At 41.3% G+C, this 21405-nt stretch carries 19 protein-coding genes and 1 pseudogene; 8 read left to right on the top strand and 12 right to left on the bottom strand.

Translation table 11 applies throughout. The features are described 5' to 3' along the window. Window positions 1–319: 319 nt before the first annotated feature. Window positions 320–727 carry a hypothetical protein gene (locus L0B17_RS04490; RefSeq protein WP_235087897.1) on the top strand — a complete coding sequence of 136 codons (408 nt, stop codon included), beginning with the start codon at window positions 320–322 and terminating at the stop codon, window positions 725–727. Between the two features lie 164 nt (window positions 728–891). On the opposite strand, the pseudogene L0B17_RS04485 reads toward L0B17_RS04490, so the two are convergent. The 4 genes and pseudogenes from L0B17_RS04485 to L0B17_RS04470 form a co-directional block, all read right to left on the bottom strand. After that, a pseudogene (locus L0B17_RS04485) lies at window positions 892–2106 on the bottom strand (HD-GYP domain-containing protein). Between the two features lie 263 nt (window positions 2107–2369). Continuing rightward, window positions 2370–3677 (bottom strand): DEAD/DEAH box helicase, encoded by a 1308-nt coding sequence (locus L0B17_RS04480; protein ID WP_235087895.1) that lies wholly within the window; start codon window positions 3675–3677, stop codon window positions 2370–2372. Between the two features lie 101 nt (window positions 3678–3778). Further along, window positions 3779–4279, bottom strand: a complete 501-nt coding sequence (locus L0B17_RS04475; RefSeq protein ID WP_235087893.1) for a GNAT family N-acetyltransferase — start codon at window positions 4277–4279, stop codon at window positions 3779–3781. 1 nt (window position 4280) lies between these two features. Continuing rightward, entirely contained in the window at window positions 4281–4664 is a 384-nt protein-coding gene (locus tag L0B17_RS04470) for a hypothetical protein (RefSeq protein WP_235087891.1), read from the bottom strand. 194 nt (window positions 4665–4858) lie between these two features. Here L0B17_RS04470 and L0B17_RS04465 point away from each other — a divergent pair, with 194 nt between their 5' ends. Beyond that, window positions 4859–5485, top strand: coding sequence for a DsbA family protein (locus tag L0B17_RS04465; RefSeq protein WP_235087889.1), 627 nt, complete (start codon window positions 4859–4861; stop codon window positions 5483–5485). Between the two features lie 94 nt (window positions 5486–5579). Here L0B17_RS04465 and L0B17_RS04460 read toward each other — a convergent pair whose 3' ends face one another. Then, window positions 5580–6761 (bottom strand): hypothetical protein, encoded by a 1182-nt coding sequence (locus L0B17_RS04460; protein WP_235087887.1) that lies wholly within the window; start codon window positions 6759–6761, stop codon window positions 5580–5582. Between the two features lie 286 nt (window positions 6762–7047). On the opposite strand from L0B17_RS04460, the gene L0B17_RS04455 reads away from it, so the two are divergent. Next, window positions 7048–7605, top strand: a complete 558-nt coding sequence (locus L0B17_RS04455) for a protein tyrosine phosphatase family protein (RefSeq protein ID WP_235087885.1) — start codon at window positions 7048–7050, stop codon at window positions 7603–7605. Window positions 7606–7855: 250 nt separating this feature from the next. On the opposite strand, the gene L0B17_RS04450 is transcribed toward L0B17_RS04455, so the two are convergent. Then, the gene (locus L0B17_RS04450; protein ID WP_443019937.1) at window positions 7856–9100 is read right to left on the bottom strand and encodes a glycerophosphodiester phosphodiesterase family protein; all 1245 of its coding nucleotides are present in this window, start codon (window positions 9098–9100) and stop codon (window positions 7856–7858) included. 427 nt (window positions 9101–9527) lie between these two features. Here L0B17_RS04450 and mtgA point away from each other — a divergent pair, with 427 nt between their 5' ends. Beyond that, entirely contained in the window at window positions 9528–10202 is a 675-nt protein-coding gene (gene mtgA / locus L0B17_RS04445; RefSeq protein ID WP_235087882.1) for a monofunctional biosynthetic peptidoglycan transglycosylase, read from the top strand. A 121-nt stretch (window positions 10203–10323) separates the two neighbouring features. Beyond that, on the top strand, window positions 10324–12258 hold the full coding sequence (locus tag L0B17_RS04440; RefSeq protein WP_235087880.1) for a B12-binding domain-containing radical SAM protein: 1935 nt from the start codon (window positions 10324–10326) through the stop codon (window positions 12256–12258). Window positions 12259–12850: 592 nt separating this feature from the next. Here the strand turns inward: L0B17_RS04440 and L0B17_RS04435 are convergent. From L0B17_RS04435 to L0B17_RS04420, 4 genes are all read right to left on the bottom strand, one after another. Beyond that, window positions 12851–14008: a lipase family protein gene (locus L0B17_RS04435; RefSeq protein ID WP_235087879.1), complete on the bottom strand. Its 1158-nt coding sequence runs from the start codon at window positions 14006–14008 to the stop codon at window positions 12851–12853. A 33-nt stretch (window positions 14009–14041) separates the two neighbouring features. Further along, window positions 14042–14578, bottom strand: coding sequence for a DUF6795 domain-containing protein (locus tag L0B17_RS04430; RefSeq protein ID WP_235087877.1), 537 nt, complete (start codon window positions 14576–14578; stop codon window positions 14042–14044). A gap of 177 nt (window positions 14579–14755) precedes the next feature. Continuing rightward, window positions 14756–15019: a hypothetical protein gene (locus L0B17_RS04425; protein WP_235087875.1), complete on the bottom strand. Its 264-nt coding sequence runs from the start codon at window positions 15017–15019 to the stop codon at window positions 14756–14758. Next, window positions 15016–15534, bottom strand: a complete 519-nt coding sequence (locus L0B17_RS04420) for a DUF6795 domain-containing protein (RefSeq protein WP_235087873.1) — start codon at window positions 15532–15534, stop codon at window positions 15016–15018. Before L0B17_RS04420 ends, L0B17_RS04425 begins: the two co-directional genes overlap by 4 nt. A gap of 776 nt (window positions 15535–16310) precedes the next feature. Between L0B17_RS04420 and L0B17_RS04415 the strand changes: the two genes are divergently transcribed. The 3 genes from L0B17_RS04415 to L0B17_RS04405 are packed head-to-tail and all read left to right on the top strand — an operon-like array spanning window position 16311 to window position 17286. Then, entirely contained in the window at window positions 16311–16559 is a 249-nt protein-coding gene (locus L0B17_RS04415; RefSeq protein WP_235087872.1) for a hypothetical protein, read from the top strand. Window positions 16560–16583: 24 nt separating this feature from the next. Further along, window positions 16584–17066: a hypothetical protein gene (locus L0B17_RS04410; protein ID WP_235087870.1), complete on the top strand. Its 483-nt coding sequence runs from the start codon at window positions 16584–16586 to the stop codon at window positions 17064–17066. Then, complete coding sequence (locus L0B17_RS04405; protein ID WP_235087869.1) at window positions 17032–17286, top strand: hypothetical protein; 255 nt, start codon at window positions 17032–17034, stop codon at window positions 17284–17286. Before L0B17_RS04410 ends, L0B17_RS04405 begins: the two co-directional genes overlap by 35 nt. Before the next feature lie 102 nt (window positions 17287–17388). On the opposite strand, the gene L0B17_RS04400 is transcribed toward L0B17_RS04405, so the two are convergent. Continuing rightward, entirely contained in the window at window positions 17389–18342 is a 954-nt protein-coding gene (locus L0B17_RS04400; RefSeq protein WP_235087867.1) for a hypothetical protein, read from the bottom strand. 295 nt (window positions 18343–18637) lie between these two features. Continuing rightward, window positions 18638–21346: a TonB-dependent receptor plug domain-containing protein gene (locus L0B17_RS04395; RefSeq protein ID WP_235087866.1), complete on the bottom strand. Its 2709-nt coding sequence runs from the start codon at window positions 21344–21346 to the stop codon at window positions 18638–18640. Window positions 21347–21405: the final 59 nt, after the last annotated feature.

Here is a 21405-nt window from a genome sequence, read left to right as displayed (position 1 = left end):
CAAAGTTGGCAAAACGCAATCATAGAGAAAATATTTTTATCAGATAGTCTTGTAAGTCTCTACCGATAGATGCATTCTAGGTTATCCTGCAGTGGTATAGCCCTTAAGCCACATTTATCCACTGAACTAATTAACAAAATATAGTCTACATACTAGATCTGTTGATCTTTCAAAGTTGTTTTTGCAGCGAAAATCGACAGGCCCTAGGCACCACAGTTAGAATGTCATCTTTCCCTATTTGAAGTACTGAACCTAGCTTTGCTGGATTCTATTAACAGGCTTCATCTAGGCCAATTCTCGATTCCAAAGGATTTTCATTATGATGCGTTTACTTTTCGCTACCGTGTTAGTGACCACGAGTTTCGGCTTCGAGGCTGTCGCCGCAGATGTTGGGGTTTCCATTAATATAGGTCAACCTGGATTCTATGGCCGGATAGATCTTGGCAATGTGTCACCGCCACAACTTATCTACGCCGAGCCTATGATGATTGAATCAGTCATTATCTCCCGCCCAGTTGTTTATTTACGGGTACCCGATAAACACGCCAAAAAATGGGATAAACATTGTCACCGCTACAATGCCTGTGGTGAGCGAGTACTATTTGTTCAGGACAACTGGTACAACAACGAATACGTCCCTTATTACCATGATAAACATGACAAACATGACAAGAAACACAATAAGAAACACAAAAAAGATAAAGAGCATAAAGGCCACAAGGATTAAGCTTTAGTTAGCAGCAAGGCACTTTATATAAAAAAGCCAGTGACAAAGTCACTGGCTTTTTTACGGTTTACCCACACTAAACTCAATAGACTGCTCGGGATAAAATATGGCTGGCGGGATAACTCATTCTCATTACCAAACAATAAATGAACTTGGTTTGCAAGCTAGCCTTCATGAGCTAAATACTCAATAATTTGTTCCATATTCAAATTAAAATCATCTGCACGAACGCATTTAACGATTAGCTCATCAGTGACTGTGGCCAAGTCAATTTTTTGTCCTACTTCAAAGTGATCTGGTTTTAAATGGTAAAATGGCCTAACAAGTGGACGAATAGGGTCTTTAGGATTATGGCCTTCAACAATAGCCAGCCTATTTGATGCGAGTTGCACCACAGAACCCACAGGGTAAACTCCCATACAACGAATAAATTGATCAACTAAGTCTTTATCTAATTCATTGTTTTCAGCTAATACCCGTAAAATACTGAAGGCCTTTACTTGGGCGTACCCTTGTTTGTAGCAACGGTGCGAAGTAAGTGCATCAAAAATATCGCAAATGCTGATCATTCTTCCGTAAAGGCTAATCTTGTCTGCTGATACGCCAAATGGGTAACCTAATCCATTGAGTTTTTCATGGTGTAAACTGGCCACCTCTAAACTGAGTGTACTGATACCTGGAGTATTTTTCATGATGTCAATTGAATAACTGGCATGAGTTTTCATAATATGAAACTCTTCATCAGTTAATCTATTTGGCTTATTCAGAATGCGATCGGGGATCATGATTTTACCAACATCGTGTAAAAATGCTCCGATAGCGAGTTGGTTAACAATGTCTTTATCGATTTTTTTATATACGGCAAACATAGTCATCAAAACTGATACCGACACAGAGTGTTCTAGTAAATATTCGTCTTTATTACGAATATTAATTACACACGATAATGCATTTGGGTTATTGAAAATTAAATCTGTCGATTCAGTAGTAATTTTTTGCACAGGCCCCATGTCTAACGGCAAACCATGTTGTGCATTATGAAATAACTTTTTTTGGATATTTTTAGACTAATCAAAAACTTGACGAGCTTTGGTTAATTCATGATTAAAAAAATTTTTCTCAATGGTGGCGAGTTTAGGCGTTTGTTGTAGCGGCTGTATGTCAGGAATAGGTTCGCTTTTTATCACTTCCGCTGGGATTTTCTCTGTTTTACTTGTATCAATCAAAAGCTTAGTAACAGACTTTTGTTTTAATGCATCGATAACACGCTGACTTTTAAGCACCCCAGGCTTTGATAATGAAAACTTACCTTTAGATTCGGTGATTTCAACCACATACATTCCAACACATACATCAGCAATGTCATGTTCAATCAGCATAGAACAACTCCTTGGAACGATTTACTCGCAGCAGATAATCAACATCTTGGTATTTTTGCATACTTTATAATACAAGATAGCCTATTTAGTGCGGCAACATAAGCGAAATAACGTTTAGCTGCTATTCGTAAAATAATACAACCTGCAATCATCGCACTGGCTAAAGAATGCATGATCTCCCCGCCACTTTTAACCCTCCAGCTCAAGCTGGCGGTTATGATCCAGTGATCCCATTCACTCCCACAGAATTTTGAAATATCAACTTAACGCTTTGATTGCGCCAATGCTTTTTGCCTAGCCTGTTGCTTTAACGAGCCCTTCTTAGTTTTACGTGTTACTGGCGCAACCTGGGTTAAGTCGGGCTCGAAGCCTGGGTACCATTGCTGCGGTAAACGTTTATCTAAATACGCTTCTAGCTTTATTAACAACGGTTCATCGTCGACACTGAATAAAGTAATGGCATGGCCAGCTTGCCCTGTTCGGCCTGTGCGGCCAATGCGATGTACATAGTCTTCAAGTTTAAACGGCAGCTCCATATTCACTACGTAATCCAACTGACTAATATCAATTCCACGCGCCGCGACATCAGTAGCGACTAAAGCCGTTAATTGGCCGCCCTTAAAGTCAGTAAGTACTTGCTCACGTACTAATTGCGATAAGTCCGCATGTAAAGCTGCCACTTTTGCCCCGCGTTGACTCATTTGTTTCACCAACGCATCGGCATCTTGCTTGGTACGGCTAAAAATTAATACTTGTTGCCATGCTTCAACGGCAATGAGTTTGCAAAGTAAATCGCACTTTTTATCTGCATCAACATTATAAACTCGCTCGGTAACTGTTACTGCGGTTTGATTGCGGCCATGGGTTTCAATCACTTTGGCCTGGGTCAGTAACCGCTTACTAAATGAAAAAATACGGTCGTCTAAGGTGGCAGAAAACAATAAGGTTTGGCGCTGTTTAGGTAAGCGCTTTAATACTTCGATGATTTCATCTCTAAAGCCCATATCTAACATGCGGTCGGCTTCATCAATGACAAAGTAATCAACCGCAGATAAGCTGGTTGCCCGTCGACGCAATAAGTCTAATAAACGCCCTGGGGTGGCAACAATAATATCAACTCCTGCGGCTAATTCACTCATTTGAGCTTGAGTGCTAACACCACCGTAAAGTAATGCGGCTTTAATGTCGGTATCAGCCATTAACTGCGTTAAATTATGATGCACTTGCTGAGCTAATTCGCGGGTTGGAGTTAACACTAATGCCTTCACCTTTCGTGCTTGGCTTGTATTAACTAGGCTTACGTTAGCTGAGCTTGTAGCGGTTAACTGTGCATTAGCTTGGTTGTCATTAATTTGAGCGATTTGGCTATCTTGCAGAGTCAATAATTGATGCAGAATCGGCAGACAAAACGCAGCGGTTTTTCCTGTGCCAGTTTGGGCGCCCGCCATCACATCTTTACCCGCTAAAATAACCGGTATGGTTTCGGCTTGAATCGCCGTTGGTTGGGTAAATTTAAGCGCGCTTAAACGTGACAATAACTGCGGATGTAATGAAAGTGCGCTAAAAGACATGTGGTTCTCCCAAAATGAAGGCAAGATTTTAGCATTGGCAGGTTAAATCATAAATGCTCTTTCGCTATTCGCCGATAAAAATGCGCTTGCCACCACTGTCACTAAGCACTTTTATTAATCGACTGTTTATACAAGCCTAATCCCTCAGGTAAGCTTGCTGCTTGCTCAGCCGTTAATGCCGCGGGGATAAATCCATAGCGCTTAATCACTTTTAATGAGCCGATATTATGCGCTGCTACATAGGCAAATAACGGCTCTTTGGGCAATAAAGGTAGAAACAGTGCTAAAGCTTGTGTCGCGATGCCTTGCCCCCAATATTCACGGCCAATCCAGTAACCAATTAATCGGCTATTTTCAATTAGTCTATCTTTAGGGTCGTACCAACTTAGCATACTGCCAATAAGCTTATCTTGTAACCAAATACCTTGCGCTATCGCCTCAGGCACACCAATGACATTTTGTTGCCAATGCTGATAAAAAACCACTTCATCACGGGAAGGAAAGTCCGCCATTTGGCTGGCTACAGGATCACTTTCAAACGCAAACAAGGTCGGTAAATCTGCCTCAGTTATTGGCGCTAAACGTAATGGTTCACTGCCCATATTAAGCATTTTTCGCTGATGATTTAGACGAAGGTTTAGGTGATGATTTAAGTGATAATTTAGGCGTTAGCAAAGACAAAATCTTTTCCGCCCACTCTTTAGGTGAATCCAAAATAAAGCGAAACTTTTGACTATCGAGCGTAATAACCTGAATAGAATCAGCATCAACAGGAATAACCCCTGTACCACGGCTCCAACAAGCCGTTACCGACTTAATATTATCTAACTCTATTGCATAAGGGCCGTAAGCTAAGTCTTGATTGAAAGGTTCAAAATGCAAATACTCTTCCTCAATCCATAACGTACCTTCGGCACGAAAAGCGCCTTTTTGAATGGTTGCGTCAGTTGAATCAGTGACATCATTGGACAAGCCCATTACGAACATACGTCTCTCCTTTCTGTGATCAGGATCATTATTATAACGAGTGTTAAGGGCTTCTCAAGTTTTACGTTGTTTATTTAGTTCTTTGAAAAATAGTTACTTTTTTACCACCTGCCCGCACTATTTTAAACAATCCTTAAAAGACACGTAAAATATGCCATTATGTTGTTAAGTGTTAGATGATTAGTAAAATAACCATGAATAAAGCGATTCTATATTATGTTTACGACCCAATGTGCAGTTGGTGCTGGGGTTATCAACCAACGTGGACAAAACTGCAAAACCAGTTAGCACATTTAACCGATAAGTTAGCTATTGCATTAAAAGTGGGTGGATTGGCGCCCGACAGTAACGCCCCTATGCCTTTGGACATGCAACAATTTTTACAGCAGACATGGCATAACATTCACCAGCAACTTGGTACAGAGTTTAACCATGACTTTTGGACACAGTGCCAGCCAAGACGCTCAACTTACCCAAGTTGCCGTGCGGCTTTGGTGGCAAGAGCATCGGGCTTAGAATCGCAAATGATTAATGCCATTCAACAAGCCTATTATTTACAAGCCAGAAATCCATCTGATATTGCAGTGTTATCTGAACTGGCTATCAGCATAGGTATGGATAAAAACCATTTTGAGCAACAGGTGCAAAGCGAGGAAGTGGAGCAACAATTAATCGCTGAAATCACTCAAGCAAGGCAACTGCCTATTCAAGGATTTCCGTCATTAGTGTTACTGCATAATCAGCAGTTTTACCCAATCAAACTAGATTACCAGCATTATGAAACCAGCTTAGAACAGATTAAGTGTCTTATTCAGAGCTAGCACGTAATCTGATAATACCGATATCAATATATTGGCCTATTAGCACGGTGGCTTTATTAAAACCAATGCTGGTCGCCTAATGTTAGTGATAACGTTAATAGAGGTTCCACAGGGCATACAGTGAAAAACTCAGTGCGACGACGCCCAAAATGATTAATGGGATCCAGATATACTTACGCCAGTTTAGCGGTATGGTATCGACCTGATTAATATGGGTCTTATAATCAAAAAACTCTAGCTGACACACAAAGGCATTACTGTCGAATACCCGTCCTGGAATCGTCAGCCTCTCGCCATTATGTAAGCTAAAGTTGAGATCGAAAATGTAAGGTTTAGGGGCGCGCGAGCGCCCATTAGAATGGCCAACATGCAACCAATTCCATTGCACATCAATTTGATCTAGTTGCTCTAAAAGTAGCGTGCGGGGTTGGCGATTATCAAAAAATAACGCCGGAATAAAAATTTGCTTAGCGGTTATTTCAATGTCGTAACAGGTTTGTGCCAGGACATGATAATACTGATTAGCTAAAATCATATGTGAAATAAGCGAAACTACTATCCCAACAATAATGCACACACCCACTGCTGACCATTGCTGGGTAGAAACACCAATGGCTACGCCAATAAATACCGCGAAATATAGCGGCGCTCGCTGTTTATGATAAAAATTAACGGGTAAAGGTAATAGCCATTTAGCAATTTTAAAACTCGACTTTTGAGAGCTTATTTTACTAAACGCGGCCGATAACGGCTGCTTGAATGTTGCTACTGAATTTTCGTCCAGCGGCATCTTTCCATTTTCAGGTACCACTTGTTCATCAACACCATTAAAACCACCAGCACTGTTAAGGCCTAATTTAACCAGTTCAGTTTTGATATGGCGTTCTTTTTCAACTACTTTACTCTTTTTAGTGCCCAGTTTGACTTGAAATCGACTAGCTCCGCTTTGCGGCGTTTTAGACAAAACCTCAATACAGTGACGACCAAAAATAGTTTGTAGCTTTACCTTGTCAACAAAATGAAAATCCATCGACTCGTTTTTAAGCTTAAAAATACCTCTATTGAATAATTTGATACCGTGAAAGTATTCAACCACCCCGTCGGCCTTATTGAATATCAACCTATGTTGATAGCCAAAAGCGATAGCAATAATAAGTATGTTTGGCACAATACCAAAAACGTTGCTGGGATTATCTACTAGGGTAAAAATCAAATTGAGGCCGACTATGATGAGTATTGGCCACTTAGCTTTTTCTTCATGGGTTGCAATTATCACGAAACACTCACTCCTTGAGTTATATTTATCATGCAGATTAAAAATTTAACTACTTGTTTATTATCATGGGAATGATGCTAACAGCTAATGACATATCCAACAACTGGCAGAATTTGTTCTCAGATTAACGACATAGGTAAGTAAACCTACGATTAAAACCAGTATGAATAATAGCGCTGCTTTGCTAAATTCAGTTCAGTTCAATTAAGTTAAGCCCAGTTCACTAGACGTGAACTTGAGCCCAGCTAATTTGCACCAATGGAAATGATCAGCAGCAAGGATAAAAATGAAATACTTAAAAATCATTATGATGACCCACTTAGTCATCCTACTACTTCTGGCGGGCGGAAATAGCATGGCGGCAGATCAATTAAACACCAGCAAGCTAACTGAAATAAAAGCGGTTAAATTTAATCAAAATCAAGTTATTACCGCAGGTTTACCTACGGCAGAACAATTTTTATTATTACAACAAGCTGGGGTTAAAAATGTAATTAACTTAATTCCCAACGACAATCCCAATGCGCTTAAAAATGAGCAGAAAATTGTTACCGACCTTGGCATGCAATACCACAACATCAACGTTGACTGGCAACAACCGACACTTGAAAACGTTGAGCAATTTTTTGCATTAATGAAAGCCAATAATAACCAACCTGTGGTTGTCCACTGCGCGGCAAACTATCGCGCCTCGGCGTTTTATTACCTTTATCTAGCCACGCAGCAAGGTAAACAGGTGGACATTAATGACACTTTATCGCCATGGGGAGACTTACAAAAAAGTTTCGAAGAGTATCCGCAGTGGCAAGCTTTGATTGAAACCGTAAAACAAAAATATAAATAAGCCCGCTTAGTGCTTTGCTCCCTGATGCCAATTGAGAGGGGCAATACTTAAAGTGGCAGTTTTGCCTACAAAAGCTAACAAATAGCCATAAAAAAGCGGGATGATTATCCCGCTTTTAGCTATGTTAAATCAGCCAATCGACTATTTACCAACTACCAATATCTTACATACCAATCAATTACATACTCAGGTACGCATAATTAACTCGATAAACTGGCCACGTGACTGAGCCGACAAGACTAGCTATAGCTTACTTATCGATACAGTTAGCATAGTAAGTCACGGTGGCTGGCCAGTCTGAAAATACGCCTATTACCCCAACATCTTTTGCTAACACATCTAGTAGTTCAAAGGTGTCGCCTTCATTATCAATGGCATCGGCAATACTTTGATAATACCAACCGCCACCACCTTGACTGAGTTGGCCTGAACGCTCAAGTGACCAGGCAATAATTTTCAATCCAGCGGCTTTTGCCGCTTTGGCGTATTCAGAAGGAATAATCGCCTTGTTATTATCTAAAGTGACTAACATCCATAATGGCGGTGCGATAATTTTTATCCCATCTGCTGCTAAGGTATCCATACTCGGTGACCAGGTCGCGCTATTTTGTGGATCAAAACCACTGATAAAATCATTGCGATCATCCAAATACACGGCTTGTTCGGCAAATTCTGGAGCATTGGCTATCCAGTATTTAACGTCATCTAAATTAAATGATTGCGGGAACACCTGCGAAGCATCAACCCCTGCGGCGACATATTCATCTAGCATTTTTTGGGCATAATCTTGTTGAGTAAAGCCATCATAGGGCATGCTCACACTGGCCGATTTAAGCTCTGGCGTCATCTTCACCCCAGCTGCTTTAAACAATTCAATGCTTTCAGCGTGAGTCATTAGCGTGCCATTAACTGCATATAAGTCAGTGCGCCAATTTGGGGTGCCATCCATAAATTCTGCAACCGTGGTCGCTTTAGGATTAAAGCCGTCCATTTTGCCTTTTAAGGTTTTAAATTCAGCCAAGCTAATATCGCTTGTGCAACAAGTTGCTGTCGCGCTAACACCATTGGCAGCATCGGCTGGAGAAAACGGCACTGAACATTTATTGGCAAGCGCGGGAATAGCCAAAATATTGGTGGTGGTAGCTAAGTCACATTGCGAGTGGCGGCACACAAGGGCTTTGTCAGCGGTAAAAGTGACATCACACTCAACAATGCCGGCACCTGAGCTAATTGCCGCCTGATACGCTTCTTTAGTGTGCTCAGGAAACTGCATTGACGCGCCGCGATGCCCAATGGAAAAATCAGTGCGATAAAAAGGCCCTGACTCGCATTGTGCCAATTGAGTTTTTAACTCACTGTCTTGCATTTGATCCACTAAAAATAGTGGTCTAAGACCCACTTGTGCACTGACACTTTTATCTAGATTAATTTGATCTATATTTGCTGAGTTGGTGTCATTATTATCATTACTGTTACAGCCTGAGATCCATAACATACTGGTCAAAAAAGAAATAATTCCCAGTGTTAGGTTTTTTTGCCCTATCATCTTATTGCTCCATATTATCAAACAGTCATGCCTGTGGTGATGCATCTTTGCAGTCATATACGTTGAGTTAACTTATTGTCAGTACTAGCTTACGCAGTGAATATGACAAAAATAGCGAATTAATATGACAAGATGAATGACTCAGCTAATGAGCGTTAACGCAGGACATGCAGTATTGACATGAACAGAAATAAAACCAATGTCAGATGTTAATTAAAGCAAAATAAGGCGATACATCTATAATAAGCCCTGCTAGCCTTAAAAATAAATTCTAAACTAGATTGATTAGCATTTGGTCTTAATGCACATATCCTATACTCTTGCGCGTCGATGGCGACTAGCCCAAAAGCGGGCTAAACATAACAAAGAGGCGTTAATGCAAAATCGTACACGGGGACTTTTCGGTTGGACATGGTATGTCATGTGGCGGTTAATGCTGCTATTGGCACTATTGTTACTAACATTAAGATTTATCGCACCGCCCACTACGTCATTTATGTTGCAAAGCCCTTACCCTGTTAGCTATCAGTGGGTAAGTATTGATACATTACCGTCACATATTCCACTGGCTATGGTGGCCTCAGAAGATCAGCTATTTACCCAGCACTTTGGAGTCGATTTTAGCGCCATCACTAAAGCCCTTGACCAACACGACGATGGCAAAGGACTTAGGGGCGCTAGCACCCTCACCCAACAAACCGCCAAAAACCTTCTATTATGGCCAGGGCGAAGCTTTGTTCGCAAAGGTCTAGAAGCCGCATTAGCCATTAGCCTTGAAGTCATTTGGGGTAAAAAACGCATTCTAGAAGTGTATTTAAACGTGGCTGAGTTTGGTCAAGGGATTTACGGCGTAGAAGCCGCAAGTCAGCATTATTTCAATAAATCAGCGCGTTATCTTAGCAAAAATGAAGCGGCTCGATTAGCCGTGCTACTGCCAAGCCCCCGCAAACGTAATCCTAACAATTTAACGCCTTATCTTAGCCAAAGAGTGGTTTGGGTTGAGCGACAAATGAAACAGCTTGGTAGTGGTTATCTAGAGGCTATTCTTTAATTTAACGGGGCTTTTTTACAAGCCATTTGTTAGAATTCATTATTATTTTATGGCAGCAACATTTGCTGCCATTATTCTGTTTAGCATCAAGCATTCAGGTTTTACTATTTAAAGGCAGGCTATGACCGTTCTTCTAATGACTCCACCAATGACCCAACTTAATACGCCGTACCCAGCAACGGCGTATTTAACGGGTTTTTTACGTTCACGGGGCTATGAAGCGGTACAGCGAGATCCTGCTATTGAGTTGTTTCTTGAAATGATGACCGCGCCGGCACTTGAGGTCATTCGTCAACATGTAGAAGAAAACTTCGAACACTTTGAAGACGATGAATTACCTGATGCGGTGTTTGATTTTCTGGCTGAGTTTGATCGTTACCATCTTACCGTTGAGTCTGCTATTCGCTTTTTACAAGGCAAAGACCCAAGCCTAGCCATGCGAATTAACACCCGTCGCTTTTTACCCGAAGGCCCTGCATTTGAAGCTATCGCGCAAATGGAAGCCGTGTCGGGCGACGTACTGCAAGCAGCCTTTGGTAACCTTGGCGTGCAAGATAAAGCTAAGTTCCTCGCCACGTTATTCATTAACGATCTGTCGAACGTGATAACCCAAGGCGTTGACCCTTATTTTGAAGTCAGCCGTTATGGTGAACGCTTAGCCGCTGCCAACCCAAGTTTTGATAATCTATACGACACCTTAATGGGCGAACCTAGCTTCAGCTCAGACATTTTAGAACAGCTCGTTGAGCAATATTTAGAAGACACCCAGCCTAGCGTGGTCGCATTAACTGTGCCGTTTCCTGGTAATATGCTTGGCGCCTTACGCATTGCACAAACCTGTAAAGCTATCAATCCTGAGCTCCCTATCGTGATGGGCGGCGGCTTTGTCAATACCGAGCTTAGGGCATTAAAAGACCCACGGGTATTCGAATTTGTCGACTATATCTGTCTCGATGACGGCGAACGTCCGCTAATTACATTGCTAGAATACTTTGAAGGCAAGCGCGGCATCGAAGAGTTAGTCCGCACTTACTTTTTGGCAGAAGATGAAAACGGTCAACCTTACGTTCATCTTAATCAAAATACTGAGCTACACGATATTCCCCAATCTGAGGTCGGTGCACCAATATACGATGGCCTGCCATTAACCGAATACCTGTCATTATGTGAAATGCTCAACCCAATGCACCGCATTTGGAGTGACGGCCGCTGGAACAAATTAACCATCGCCCACGGATGCTATTGGCGTAAATGCAGCTTTTGCGATGTCAGCTTAGATTATATCGACCGCTACGATACCGCTGGCGCAGATATTCTGGTCGACCGCATCGAAGCGCTTGTCGCCGAAACAGGCCAAACCGGTTTTCATTTTGTCGATGAAGCATTACCACCCAAAACCTTATTCGCATTCGCCAAACGCCTTATTGAACGTAACGTGGTGATCAGCTGGTGGGGCAATATTCGTTTTGAACGCACCTTTAGCCCAGCACGTTGCCAGCTATTGGCAGACTCAGGTTGTATCGCGGTCAGCGGCGGCCTTGAAGTGGCGTCAGACAGATTATTAAAACTGATGAAAAAAGGCGTCAGTGTTGAGCGCGTCGCCCAGGTCACCAAAGCGTTTAGTGACGCGGGTATTTTGGTACACGCTTATTTGATGTATGGCTTCCCGACTCAAACTGAACAAGAAACCATTGATGCATTAGAAATGGTCCGCCAGTTGATGCAACAAGGTTGTTTCCAGTCGGCCTACTGGCACCGTTTTGTTGCCACCGCCCACAGCCCAATCGGCATGAATCCAGAACAGTTTGGCATCACCCTTGACCCACGCCCAGAGGTATTTTTTGCTGAAAACGATGTTGATTTTACCGACCCAACCGGCACAGATCACGACATGCTAGGCGAAGGGTTACGTAAAGCACTTTACAACTACATGCACGGCATCGGCTTCGACCAACCCATGAGTTTTTGGTTTGATCAGCGCGTATCACGCACCACGATGAAGAAAGACATGATTTCAAAAGCGATTAGCAATTTTATCTTGAGCCAAGAAGAGTAGATAGAAAGACTGTCTGATGTGAAGGAATTCACAAATGCCGCGATGACATGGATGCCAAAGAGCGGCCATGGGGCGGACGGTCGTTTCGCAAATCATCATGATTAACCTTCTCGGCATTATCTTAATCTGCAGAAATTAAAAACTCAGTCAAAATTAACAATGGGTGGCACGGTTAAATTTCAACAATCATTCCCTGATTTAGTCATTCCGGCAATGCTAAGATCCCGGTTCAAGGACGTTACCGGGAGGAATCCAGCTCTACACCGTCATCCTCGAGTGCTGTTATCGGGGATCCAGGCGTTTGCTCTACGGCAACATCAAAGTAGAACCATCTAAGTTCACTTTACTGGCAAACCATGACATTCACTCACCGACACGCACAAGTACATCCATGTAGCTCGGCCGCCCCGTCCATGGGGCGGACGGTCGTCTCGCAAATCATCATGATTCACCTTTGTGACATTATCTTAATCTGCAGAAATTAAAAACTTAGTCAAAAATTAACAATGGGTGGCATGGTAATTTCCTAATATATGACCTAAAAGAGGTTTTGTGCCCATGTCCTTGATAACCTTATTTGATAGGTTTCCAGTTAATTCTGCTTGATTGCTTGTCTTGCTGCTTTTTGTAAACGGCCGATAGTAACACTAAACACCCATCGAATAAATTTTTCGGTGAACTCAATAGGTATACTGACACCCTTGCCTGCAAAAGCTAACATGCACGCCAGCAACCCTCTTAATGGCTCTGTTTGCTCTGTTTTTATTTTTGCAATATCCGCGAGAGTACGTGCCATAACATCGTAAACAGTGCCAATATTGGTACCAGCAACTTGTAGGCTGGCAATAACACCGGTAGCGCCACCGTCTATCATTACCGTCATTATCGCTGCTGCTATTTTATCAGCCCAATGAGTAGAGTATGTAGTATGCAAACGATTATTATAATTAAGTCTTACCCGTTGGCTAACCGATGTAGCAGATTGGCGGTATAAGCCTTCCCAACTACTATGGTTCGCCGTTTTGATATAGGCAGGTCCTTTTATCATTGAATGAGCTGAAGTGTCGATACCTTGAGCGCGTGATAATACATATTCATTACCATTTAATGGCGCATGATAAAATGGCCACAGCGGTACTTTAGGTACGGGATCGGCTCCGTGTACACATCTAAATATTTTATCAACACAAGCACTGTGGTGTATGACAAAGTCTTTTTTACCTACGCGCGGCGCGCCAAAAGTGTACAAATAAACTGTTTTCTTAAATTCTGTTTTTATCCAATCTGCGGCCAATGTGGCTAAACCGCCACCTAAACTATGCCCCACACAATGCACAATGCCTTGCTGCTTTCTGACTTCGGGTTGATTAAAGTAGTCATAAAGAGAAGGTCTTAACGAGGCAAAACTGCGCTGAAACCCTGTATGTACTGCCTGACCATTATCGCTATTAGTACTATGACAAGTAATATCTGTCAGTGCATCCGCTAAAGAGTCTGTACCTCGAAAAGCGACAACATGATCTTGTTTGTGCAGTTTGCTATGCCCTTGACCAATTAAAGCAAACCCCGTTTCTTGACGCCAAAAAAAACCACCTGAGGTACCTTTATGAACATTTTTAGATAAGTTAAATTTAAAATTGCTTTTTGTTTCTTCATTTAGTTGTAATGTTGCCCCTTTGATTAAAGAGCCTTTTATCTCATATGATGCTAATGCGAGATCAGACGCCACACGTGGTGATATTGCTGCCATAATGTTTCCTTACATTTGGGTATATAAATAAATTTAAAAAGAAGTGGGAATAATGTTAACGGAGTTAATTTCATCATATGATGAAATTAACTCATTATTGTAATAGGTCGAAATAAGCTCGCCCTGCCAATGGCAAATAGAGTTAACTATTTGTGCAGGTAAACCACCAAATTGGGTTGTATCTATTTGATGCTGTACTTCTTTATTTTGTAAATCACCATTTAGTTGCAACAGGAACTCAGACATAGGTTTTATTGGATCCCAAGTTTTCCTAGCAAGCCATAGCCTATATAGTTTATCGCCACGCTCTACATATACAATTTGCATGACTCGCATATTTTGTCCAAAAATATCACCAGGCATACGTGATTTAACGATCATAGGTTGAAAGGTAAATTCACCATTTTCATTAGTAAACGTATGCTCTAGTTGTTCTTTACCTTTTTCATATCCTTCATACGAAAGGCTGCGCGCTACTTGCATCCCCACGACAGGTTTACCACCGTCGGTAATACGACCACGTACTTCAGGGGACATTTCTACCGTATGACGTTTAAAAAAACCAAACATGGCTTGACTCTCCATAGAGTAAATAAATAGAGCTATAAGGGTAAAACACAGAATAAATAAGCTGATAGGAAAAAGTAATTTTCGATACGATTGATCCTTCAACATAATAACCCCCCTCCTTTGACGTTATGCTTAAGGCGTTGTTGCCTAAATAGGAAACTTTCCAAAGTTCCCTATTTAGGCAACAACGCCACGAACACCAATAATATGGTGCTGTTTAAATTGTGGCGAGATCCCTTGTGCCGTTAATGCAAAGCCTGTACTGCGATTTAATAGTTGGTTAAATAAGCCACCACTAACGCCTTGAATTTGACTATTGGTTATTTCAAAATTTTTAATAAAATCAATATGAAAGTCACTCTGAAAACTTTTGCTTTTCCTAGTGTCGTATACTCTTGAAGCTATACTAGCTGCTGTGCTAGGTGAAATTGTATTACTCATAATTCGACTTCCTTGCCGGTGAAACGATCCGTTAGTTTATTAAAATCACCATCTTCAACAATATATTGCTTATCACCATCATAAATTAATACCAGGGTGTAATCCTCATCCCAACGGCAAATACTTGAAGCCATATGATCAAGATGCTCATTATTCGTATTTTTAAATTGAAAAGTCACTCGCTTATCAGTTAATTCACAAGCCATAGATGATAGCTTTTTAGAAAATTCTGGAACCTCAGTAATACCAATATGGTTGGCAGACCATATTGGTAGCAGCTCATTATCGTCAACTACGGTAATCTGTTGCGACACTCTATCTTCAGAGAAAAGTCTATTGGGAATCGATGAACGAATGCTTTTTTGAGGAAAATAGAAATGCCCCTTACTATCGGTAATAGCCACATCAAGATGATCTTTTTCATCAATATATATTAATGAACGCGTCACCTCTAAATTAGCCACTGGGGTACCATTTTTAGTAATAATGCCATTAACTTCTGAGCTTAAAAACACTTCCTTTTTTTAAACCAACCAAACATATCAACTCCATGACTTAGAATAGGGTAAGCAAGTGCTAAAAAAACCAGTAATATGACACGACGAGGCCACTTTAAACGATTGTTCATTCGCTATCCCTGCTAAATAATAATTTCGATTCTACCTAAAAATACTTATTGTTTATTTTACCCAGTCGATTGCAAATTACTATTATCTAATAGAATGGGTTTTATCAATTACTGACTCTTTTGGGTGTATATAAGCCTATTGCCAGCATAAATTTCGCACCTTACTTTTTACTTCAACACTTTTAGACCCAGCTGTTGTAGCAATATTGCCATTAGTTAACCCGTCAGCCAATGAAGTAAAAACAGTACCACGAACACCAATAATAGGATGAATGACTAAACGAGTGTGTAAGTCGCATCAAAACTATGATTCAGCTAATTGGGTAATTTTTACACTGTTACTGGGCATTATCTGTAAAAACTACAAACATGTTTATAGCTTTTATTGTTACCTTATTAGGCTTTAAAATAAAAACCAGATATATCAGTTACTAACAACTTACACTGCATACATTGAAATATGGCACGCCCTTGGCAATACCAATAGTGAATGATCAATATTTAGCCGTGTATATTTAAATTAATATTGTATCGATTGACCCACTGTACTTTAAGTAATAGTGTCATTATTAAGTAATAGTCTGATTATTTGACAGTTTTATTGCCCTTACTTATTTTCAGCGTGAAATAGCGCTATAGATTCTGTATTCAAGGAGATTGAAAATGGCTACAACAAAGGCAAAAACGGCAGAACCGCAACAAAAAATTGAAGAGGCTTACCATTTAGCTGAAGAGGCTACTTCAGAGATGGTTAATTCTTTAAAAGATCAAGCTAAAGAATCACTAAGCGAAGGGACTGAAAAAGTTAAGTCTGCAACTCATCAAGCTGAAAATATGATAAAGGAACATCCGTTATTAAGCGTAGGATGTGCATTCTTAGCTGGTTGGGCTATTTCTAAAATTCTAAAGTAATCACGCTACCGGAGAGGTTTTATTGTGGAAAACACAAAAACAGTGTCGAGTAAGGATAAAATCTCTGACGGTGCACAGCCTGAACCTTTATTAAAGTCACCAGAAATTAATACCAATGTTGACGATATTGCGGATATATTTAATAAGATATCAAGTATGACCCAAGAGGTTGGCAAGTGGTCTGAGGCTACTGTGCAACTTTTCTTTACTGAGGTATTGCGCAATGTTGCTGCGGCAAAACAGTTCTTTGTTTGCCAGCTGTTGTTTATTCCCTTACTGATACTTTTTATCTTCAGTTTATGTGTCTGTGTAGGCATTGTTTCCTATAGCCTCACACAAAATATGCTTATCGGCGTCGGTGCTTTTTTACTGGTAATGAGTTCGGTTTTAGTCGGGTTAATTTATTGGCAAAAGTACCTGCTACGCTTTTTCGGTTTTAAAGACACTATCTCTCAATTAAAGGAGGGCATAGATGTCATCTCTAAAGCATCTAAATCATTCGATTAAGCTACAACGTATGCAAGGTAAAGACTCTGTTAGACAGTGTGAGTTATCGCTAAACTTATTACTTTATTCAGTCAAAAAACAAACCCAGAAGCACCCTTTTGGAACAACCATTGGCGTCACCTTAGCCACGATAATTTTTGCCAAATATAGGAAAAAAATGAAATCCCTTTACCCTATTGCATCACTAGGTGTTAATTATTTTAGGCAAAGTCGCAGTTAAACACTCAAACGTACAGCCCATGCTTCAATCTAAGCAAACCGAGCCATTATTTTTATGCTGGGCCTAACCCTTACAAGGGTTCAGCATAAAAATAGCAGGCTATTATTGAGCCCGATAAACGTTTAAATCCACTTTATACAATGGTGCAGGCAAACGCTCTGAAGTGATATAAACACTTTGACCATCTTGGCTAAAGCCTATCGCTTCAGCTTGTATAATACTGGGCAAATTTATCTGCTTTGGCGTTGAGGAAAACAAAGCTAACCAATCACCGGACTGAGTTTGGGTATAATAAAAAGCATGGGTATAGGTTAAAACCACGGCGGATAAACCATCTGCCGATATGTCCATTGCGGTGGGTTTTCCGGCAAAACCAATCCAGGTATAAACACTGGCATAATCAAGTATCGCTGTGGGTAATGGTGCAATTTCACCTAATCTTTTGGCTTGTTTGTTAATGATTAGCGCGGACTTAACTTGCCCCTGCTCTGATACGGGGCTGATTAATGGTAGCTCATATAATATGGGTACAGTATCGCGTTTAGTCAGTAATAATATTTTTTGCCCCGCGACATCAACCGCCACAGCCTCGCTATCGTGGGCGCCATCAGGGTAAGTAAAACTCATGCTCCAAATCGGTTTCACTGACAATTCTTTTTGCCCATTGAACTGACTTAAATCAGGTTCTTTGATCAAATGTAATTGATATTGCGATCGCTGCGCTTGGTTATCACCAATATCGGCTATCAATAAGTACGGCTCACCCTGGTAAACAAACGAGGCAATATCTTCCCAATCGGTATTTCTTACCCCGCTGATATTCAGTGTGACCAACTGATTACCACGATTGTCTATTGCAAATAACCTTGCGCTGTCGCCACTGTCGTTATGGGTCCAAAATATTTGATCATTTAAACGTGATACTGCTAGGCCGCTGGCTTCATCAATTAATGGTGCGGTAATGCTACCGCTTTGGGTGACTCCCGTAGGCATAGCGCAGGCACTGGTCGATAGCGCCAATAGGGTATACAGCACACATGTAACACGGTTAAACATAGTGGTTATTCACTCAAGGATTAGGGGAATAGATATTGGCAATAACACTCAGCAGCGACGCATAATCCAGCAAAAATACCTTTGATGCAACTATATCGCCCCTTATCAAACAAAAAGAACACAAAAAAGAAAAAGGCCACTTTCTCGTTCCAAAGAAAGTGGCCATATACATTTTTAGCTGCTGAAATGATGAGTAAAAGCAGCTAAAAATCAGTACTTGGTGTTACTGCGTTCATGCTTTTTCGTTAGCACTTAGCTATTCGCTAAACGACTCGCTAAGCAATGGCTAAGAGTATTAATACTCGTAACTGAACTGCAGTGTGTATTCTGTGCCGGGATCTTTGGCATACACTTGAATATCTTGTTGATCATACTCGGTCACTTCACCCAATAGATTTTTCGCTTTTAGTTTAATCGCCAAACTGGTGGTGGGGAAAAAACTATAAGTAAAGTCTAAGCTGTGAAACGGCTTTTCATACACATCATCTAGGCCACCACGTCCACCGTAGGCGATACGCTCACCAAACACGTTATAAACTAATGTGGCACTGTGGTAACTGTTTGATGAATCATAACTTAACTGTACGTTAGCAACCCAGGCTGAATGCCCTGTCATGCGCCGCGTTTTGTTAGTTGGGTCAATTTCACCATTGGGTGCGATACTAATTTCTGAATCACCTAAGGTCACGTTACCAGCAACAAAGAAGTCTTCCCACATGCTGCCTTCGCTGATGAAATCTAGCGTTTGTAAAAACTCAGCTTCAATACCGTAAACATAACCCGACTCTGCGTTATAAAACTTAAGCTGACGACCGGCTTCTGAAATACGTTGTATTGGCTCGATAGGCGCATCAACATCTTTATAAAACCCGCCTAAGCTGTAGTTATCACCGGCTTCTGAATAGTATTCCCAGCGTAAATCTAGGTTATACATGTCTGAGCTTTTAAGCTCTGGATTACCAAAGAAATCAAAACCTGTGACTGGATCTTGGAATCGTACCGGTGACACTTCACGTAAATCTGGGCGCACTATGGTTTTACTTGCGCCTAAACGCCATTGGGTGGTGTCTGTTTGCTTCCAGGTGAGTGACATTGATGGAAACCAACCGTCCTCAGCAATAGCATAATCGCTTAAGTCGTAGCGGCCACCCTCGTCAGATATTTCACCCTCTGGGGTGATTGGCAAGGTCACGCGGCGAAAATCTTCATATCGCAGGCCCGCATAAACACGCCATACATCATCAAAGTCGACATCAAAACTGATAAAGGCGGCATCATTTATCTCTGCAGCTACATAGTCTTCGGCGTCGGTTGAGGCATCTTTTAACTCAAGCCCTAGGGTGTCATTATTGATATTGTCATTAGAGAAAATATCATCAAATTCTTGCGCTAAAATAGTGCCGTTTGGATCTGTCGGGCTTAAGTCTACATCTAATCCTAAACGTGTTGCATAGCTTTCTCGAGTGCGTTCGTAATATTGATAACCCACTTTCACTTTCATTAACGCATCATCAAACTGCACCAGGTAGGCAAAGTCCCAACCGTAGTTTTGACTTTCGTCCTGTAGGTTTGAGTACACGTATTTTGGTGCATCCTGGGTATTCAAGTTACGTGAAACGGGAATATTGGCTTCATCTAAAATAACGTTATAAGTGTATGATAATTCGTTAGGGGCATTACGTTCTGACTTAGCGTCAGAGAACATCCAGTTAAATTCGGCATCATTTAATGCTTCAATAAAATGGTGGCCTTTAATTTGGTTACTGATTAACGATCTTTCTTCATAGTCAATCTCATACACTTGTAATGCATTAGGCTCACCTAAGGTGTCTATGGTTTCTTCAATGCCTACCGATACGTCATCAGAGGTGTCACGCAAGTAAGTAGTGAAGGTTTCAATTTTATGGTTGTAGCCAATTTCTAACCCAAGATTAACCATGGTAGACATTTGCACAATTGAATCTGTGCCCATAACGTCTTTTTGATTTTCAATTTGGGTTTGCTCGCTGTCGCCATCTAACTCGACTTCATATTTAGTGTAGTTTTCAGCTTGCTGTTTATATGAATAAGCCGCCAGTGCCCCAAAAACGATATCGTCAGAAAAGTCCCAGCGATCACCTAGAGCAATATCACCTCTAAAACCAGGGTCGGAGCTTTCGGTTTTTACCGCCATGTCGCGGTACATATCTAAGGCTAACTCACGATTCAATTTTTGCGCAGCAGGGTAATTTATTGCCCCGTTTGAGCCACTGACGATGTCGATTGGGCTAATGCCGCCATATTGATTAATGGTGTTATTAATACTTGATGGCATGGCACGGGTGTCGTCATCTTTACCGGTCCAATCATCACCGCCACCATTGTAGGTATAGGTGTCATTACTGTCGTTAGTATTGAAACGTCCGCCAGCAGAAGCTTTGAAGAAGAAGTTAGCTGGAATCGCTTTAGTGCGGATATCAACATGACCACCGCCAAATGCGGCAGGCTTTTCTGCCGAAGCTGACTTTTGCACTGATAAAGATTCAATAATTGATGCCGGAAACATATCTAATGGCACCACATTGCGGGTTGGATCAGGTGATGGCACAGTTGCCCCGTTTAGTGAGGTGCTTGAATAACGCTCACCTAAACCACGAACATAAATAAATTTACCATCTTTTAAAGTTAAGCCGGTCACACGGCGCAGCGCTGCTGCAGCATCACCATCACCGGTTCTAGAAATTTGTTCTGAGCCCATAATATCGGCTACAGCAATTTGTTCGCGACGCTCTTCTGTCGCGGCCGAGGCAGAGGTACGTAAGCGCCCAGTAACAGAAATTACCTCAATCGGTTCTATGGGAAAAGATTCTCCAGCCTTGTTTGTCGACGCTTCATTGCTTTGTGCTTGCGGTAGATTAGCTGTGTCATCTTGAGCTAAAACCGGTGCGGCAAATGAGCTAACAGAAAGTACCGATATAATGGCGAGGGTTAATTTGTTGGCGGTAAAACTCGGCTTGGTTTTCATACGTTAACAGTCCTGTATGCGGTTCAGAGATAGCCGCTGCTAACATTGCGTATTAGCAA

Origin of the sequence: Shewanella sp. OMA3-2, from assembly GCF_021513195.1 — a bacterium.
Lineage (GTDB): Bacteria > Pseudomonadota > Gammaproteobacteria > Enterobacterales > Shewanellaceae > Shewanella.
This window is presented reverse-complemented; position numbering and strand designations above follow the sequence as displayed.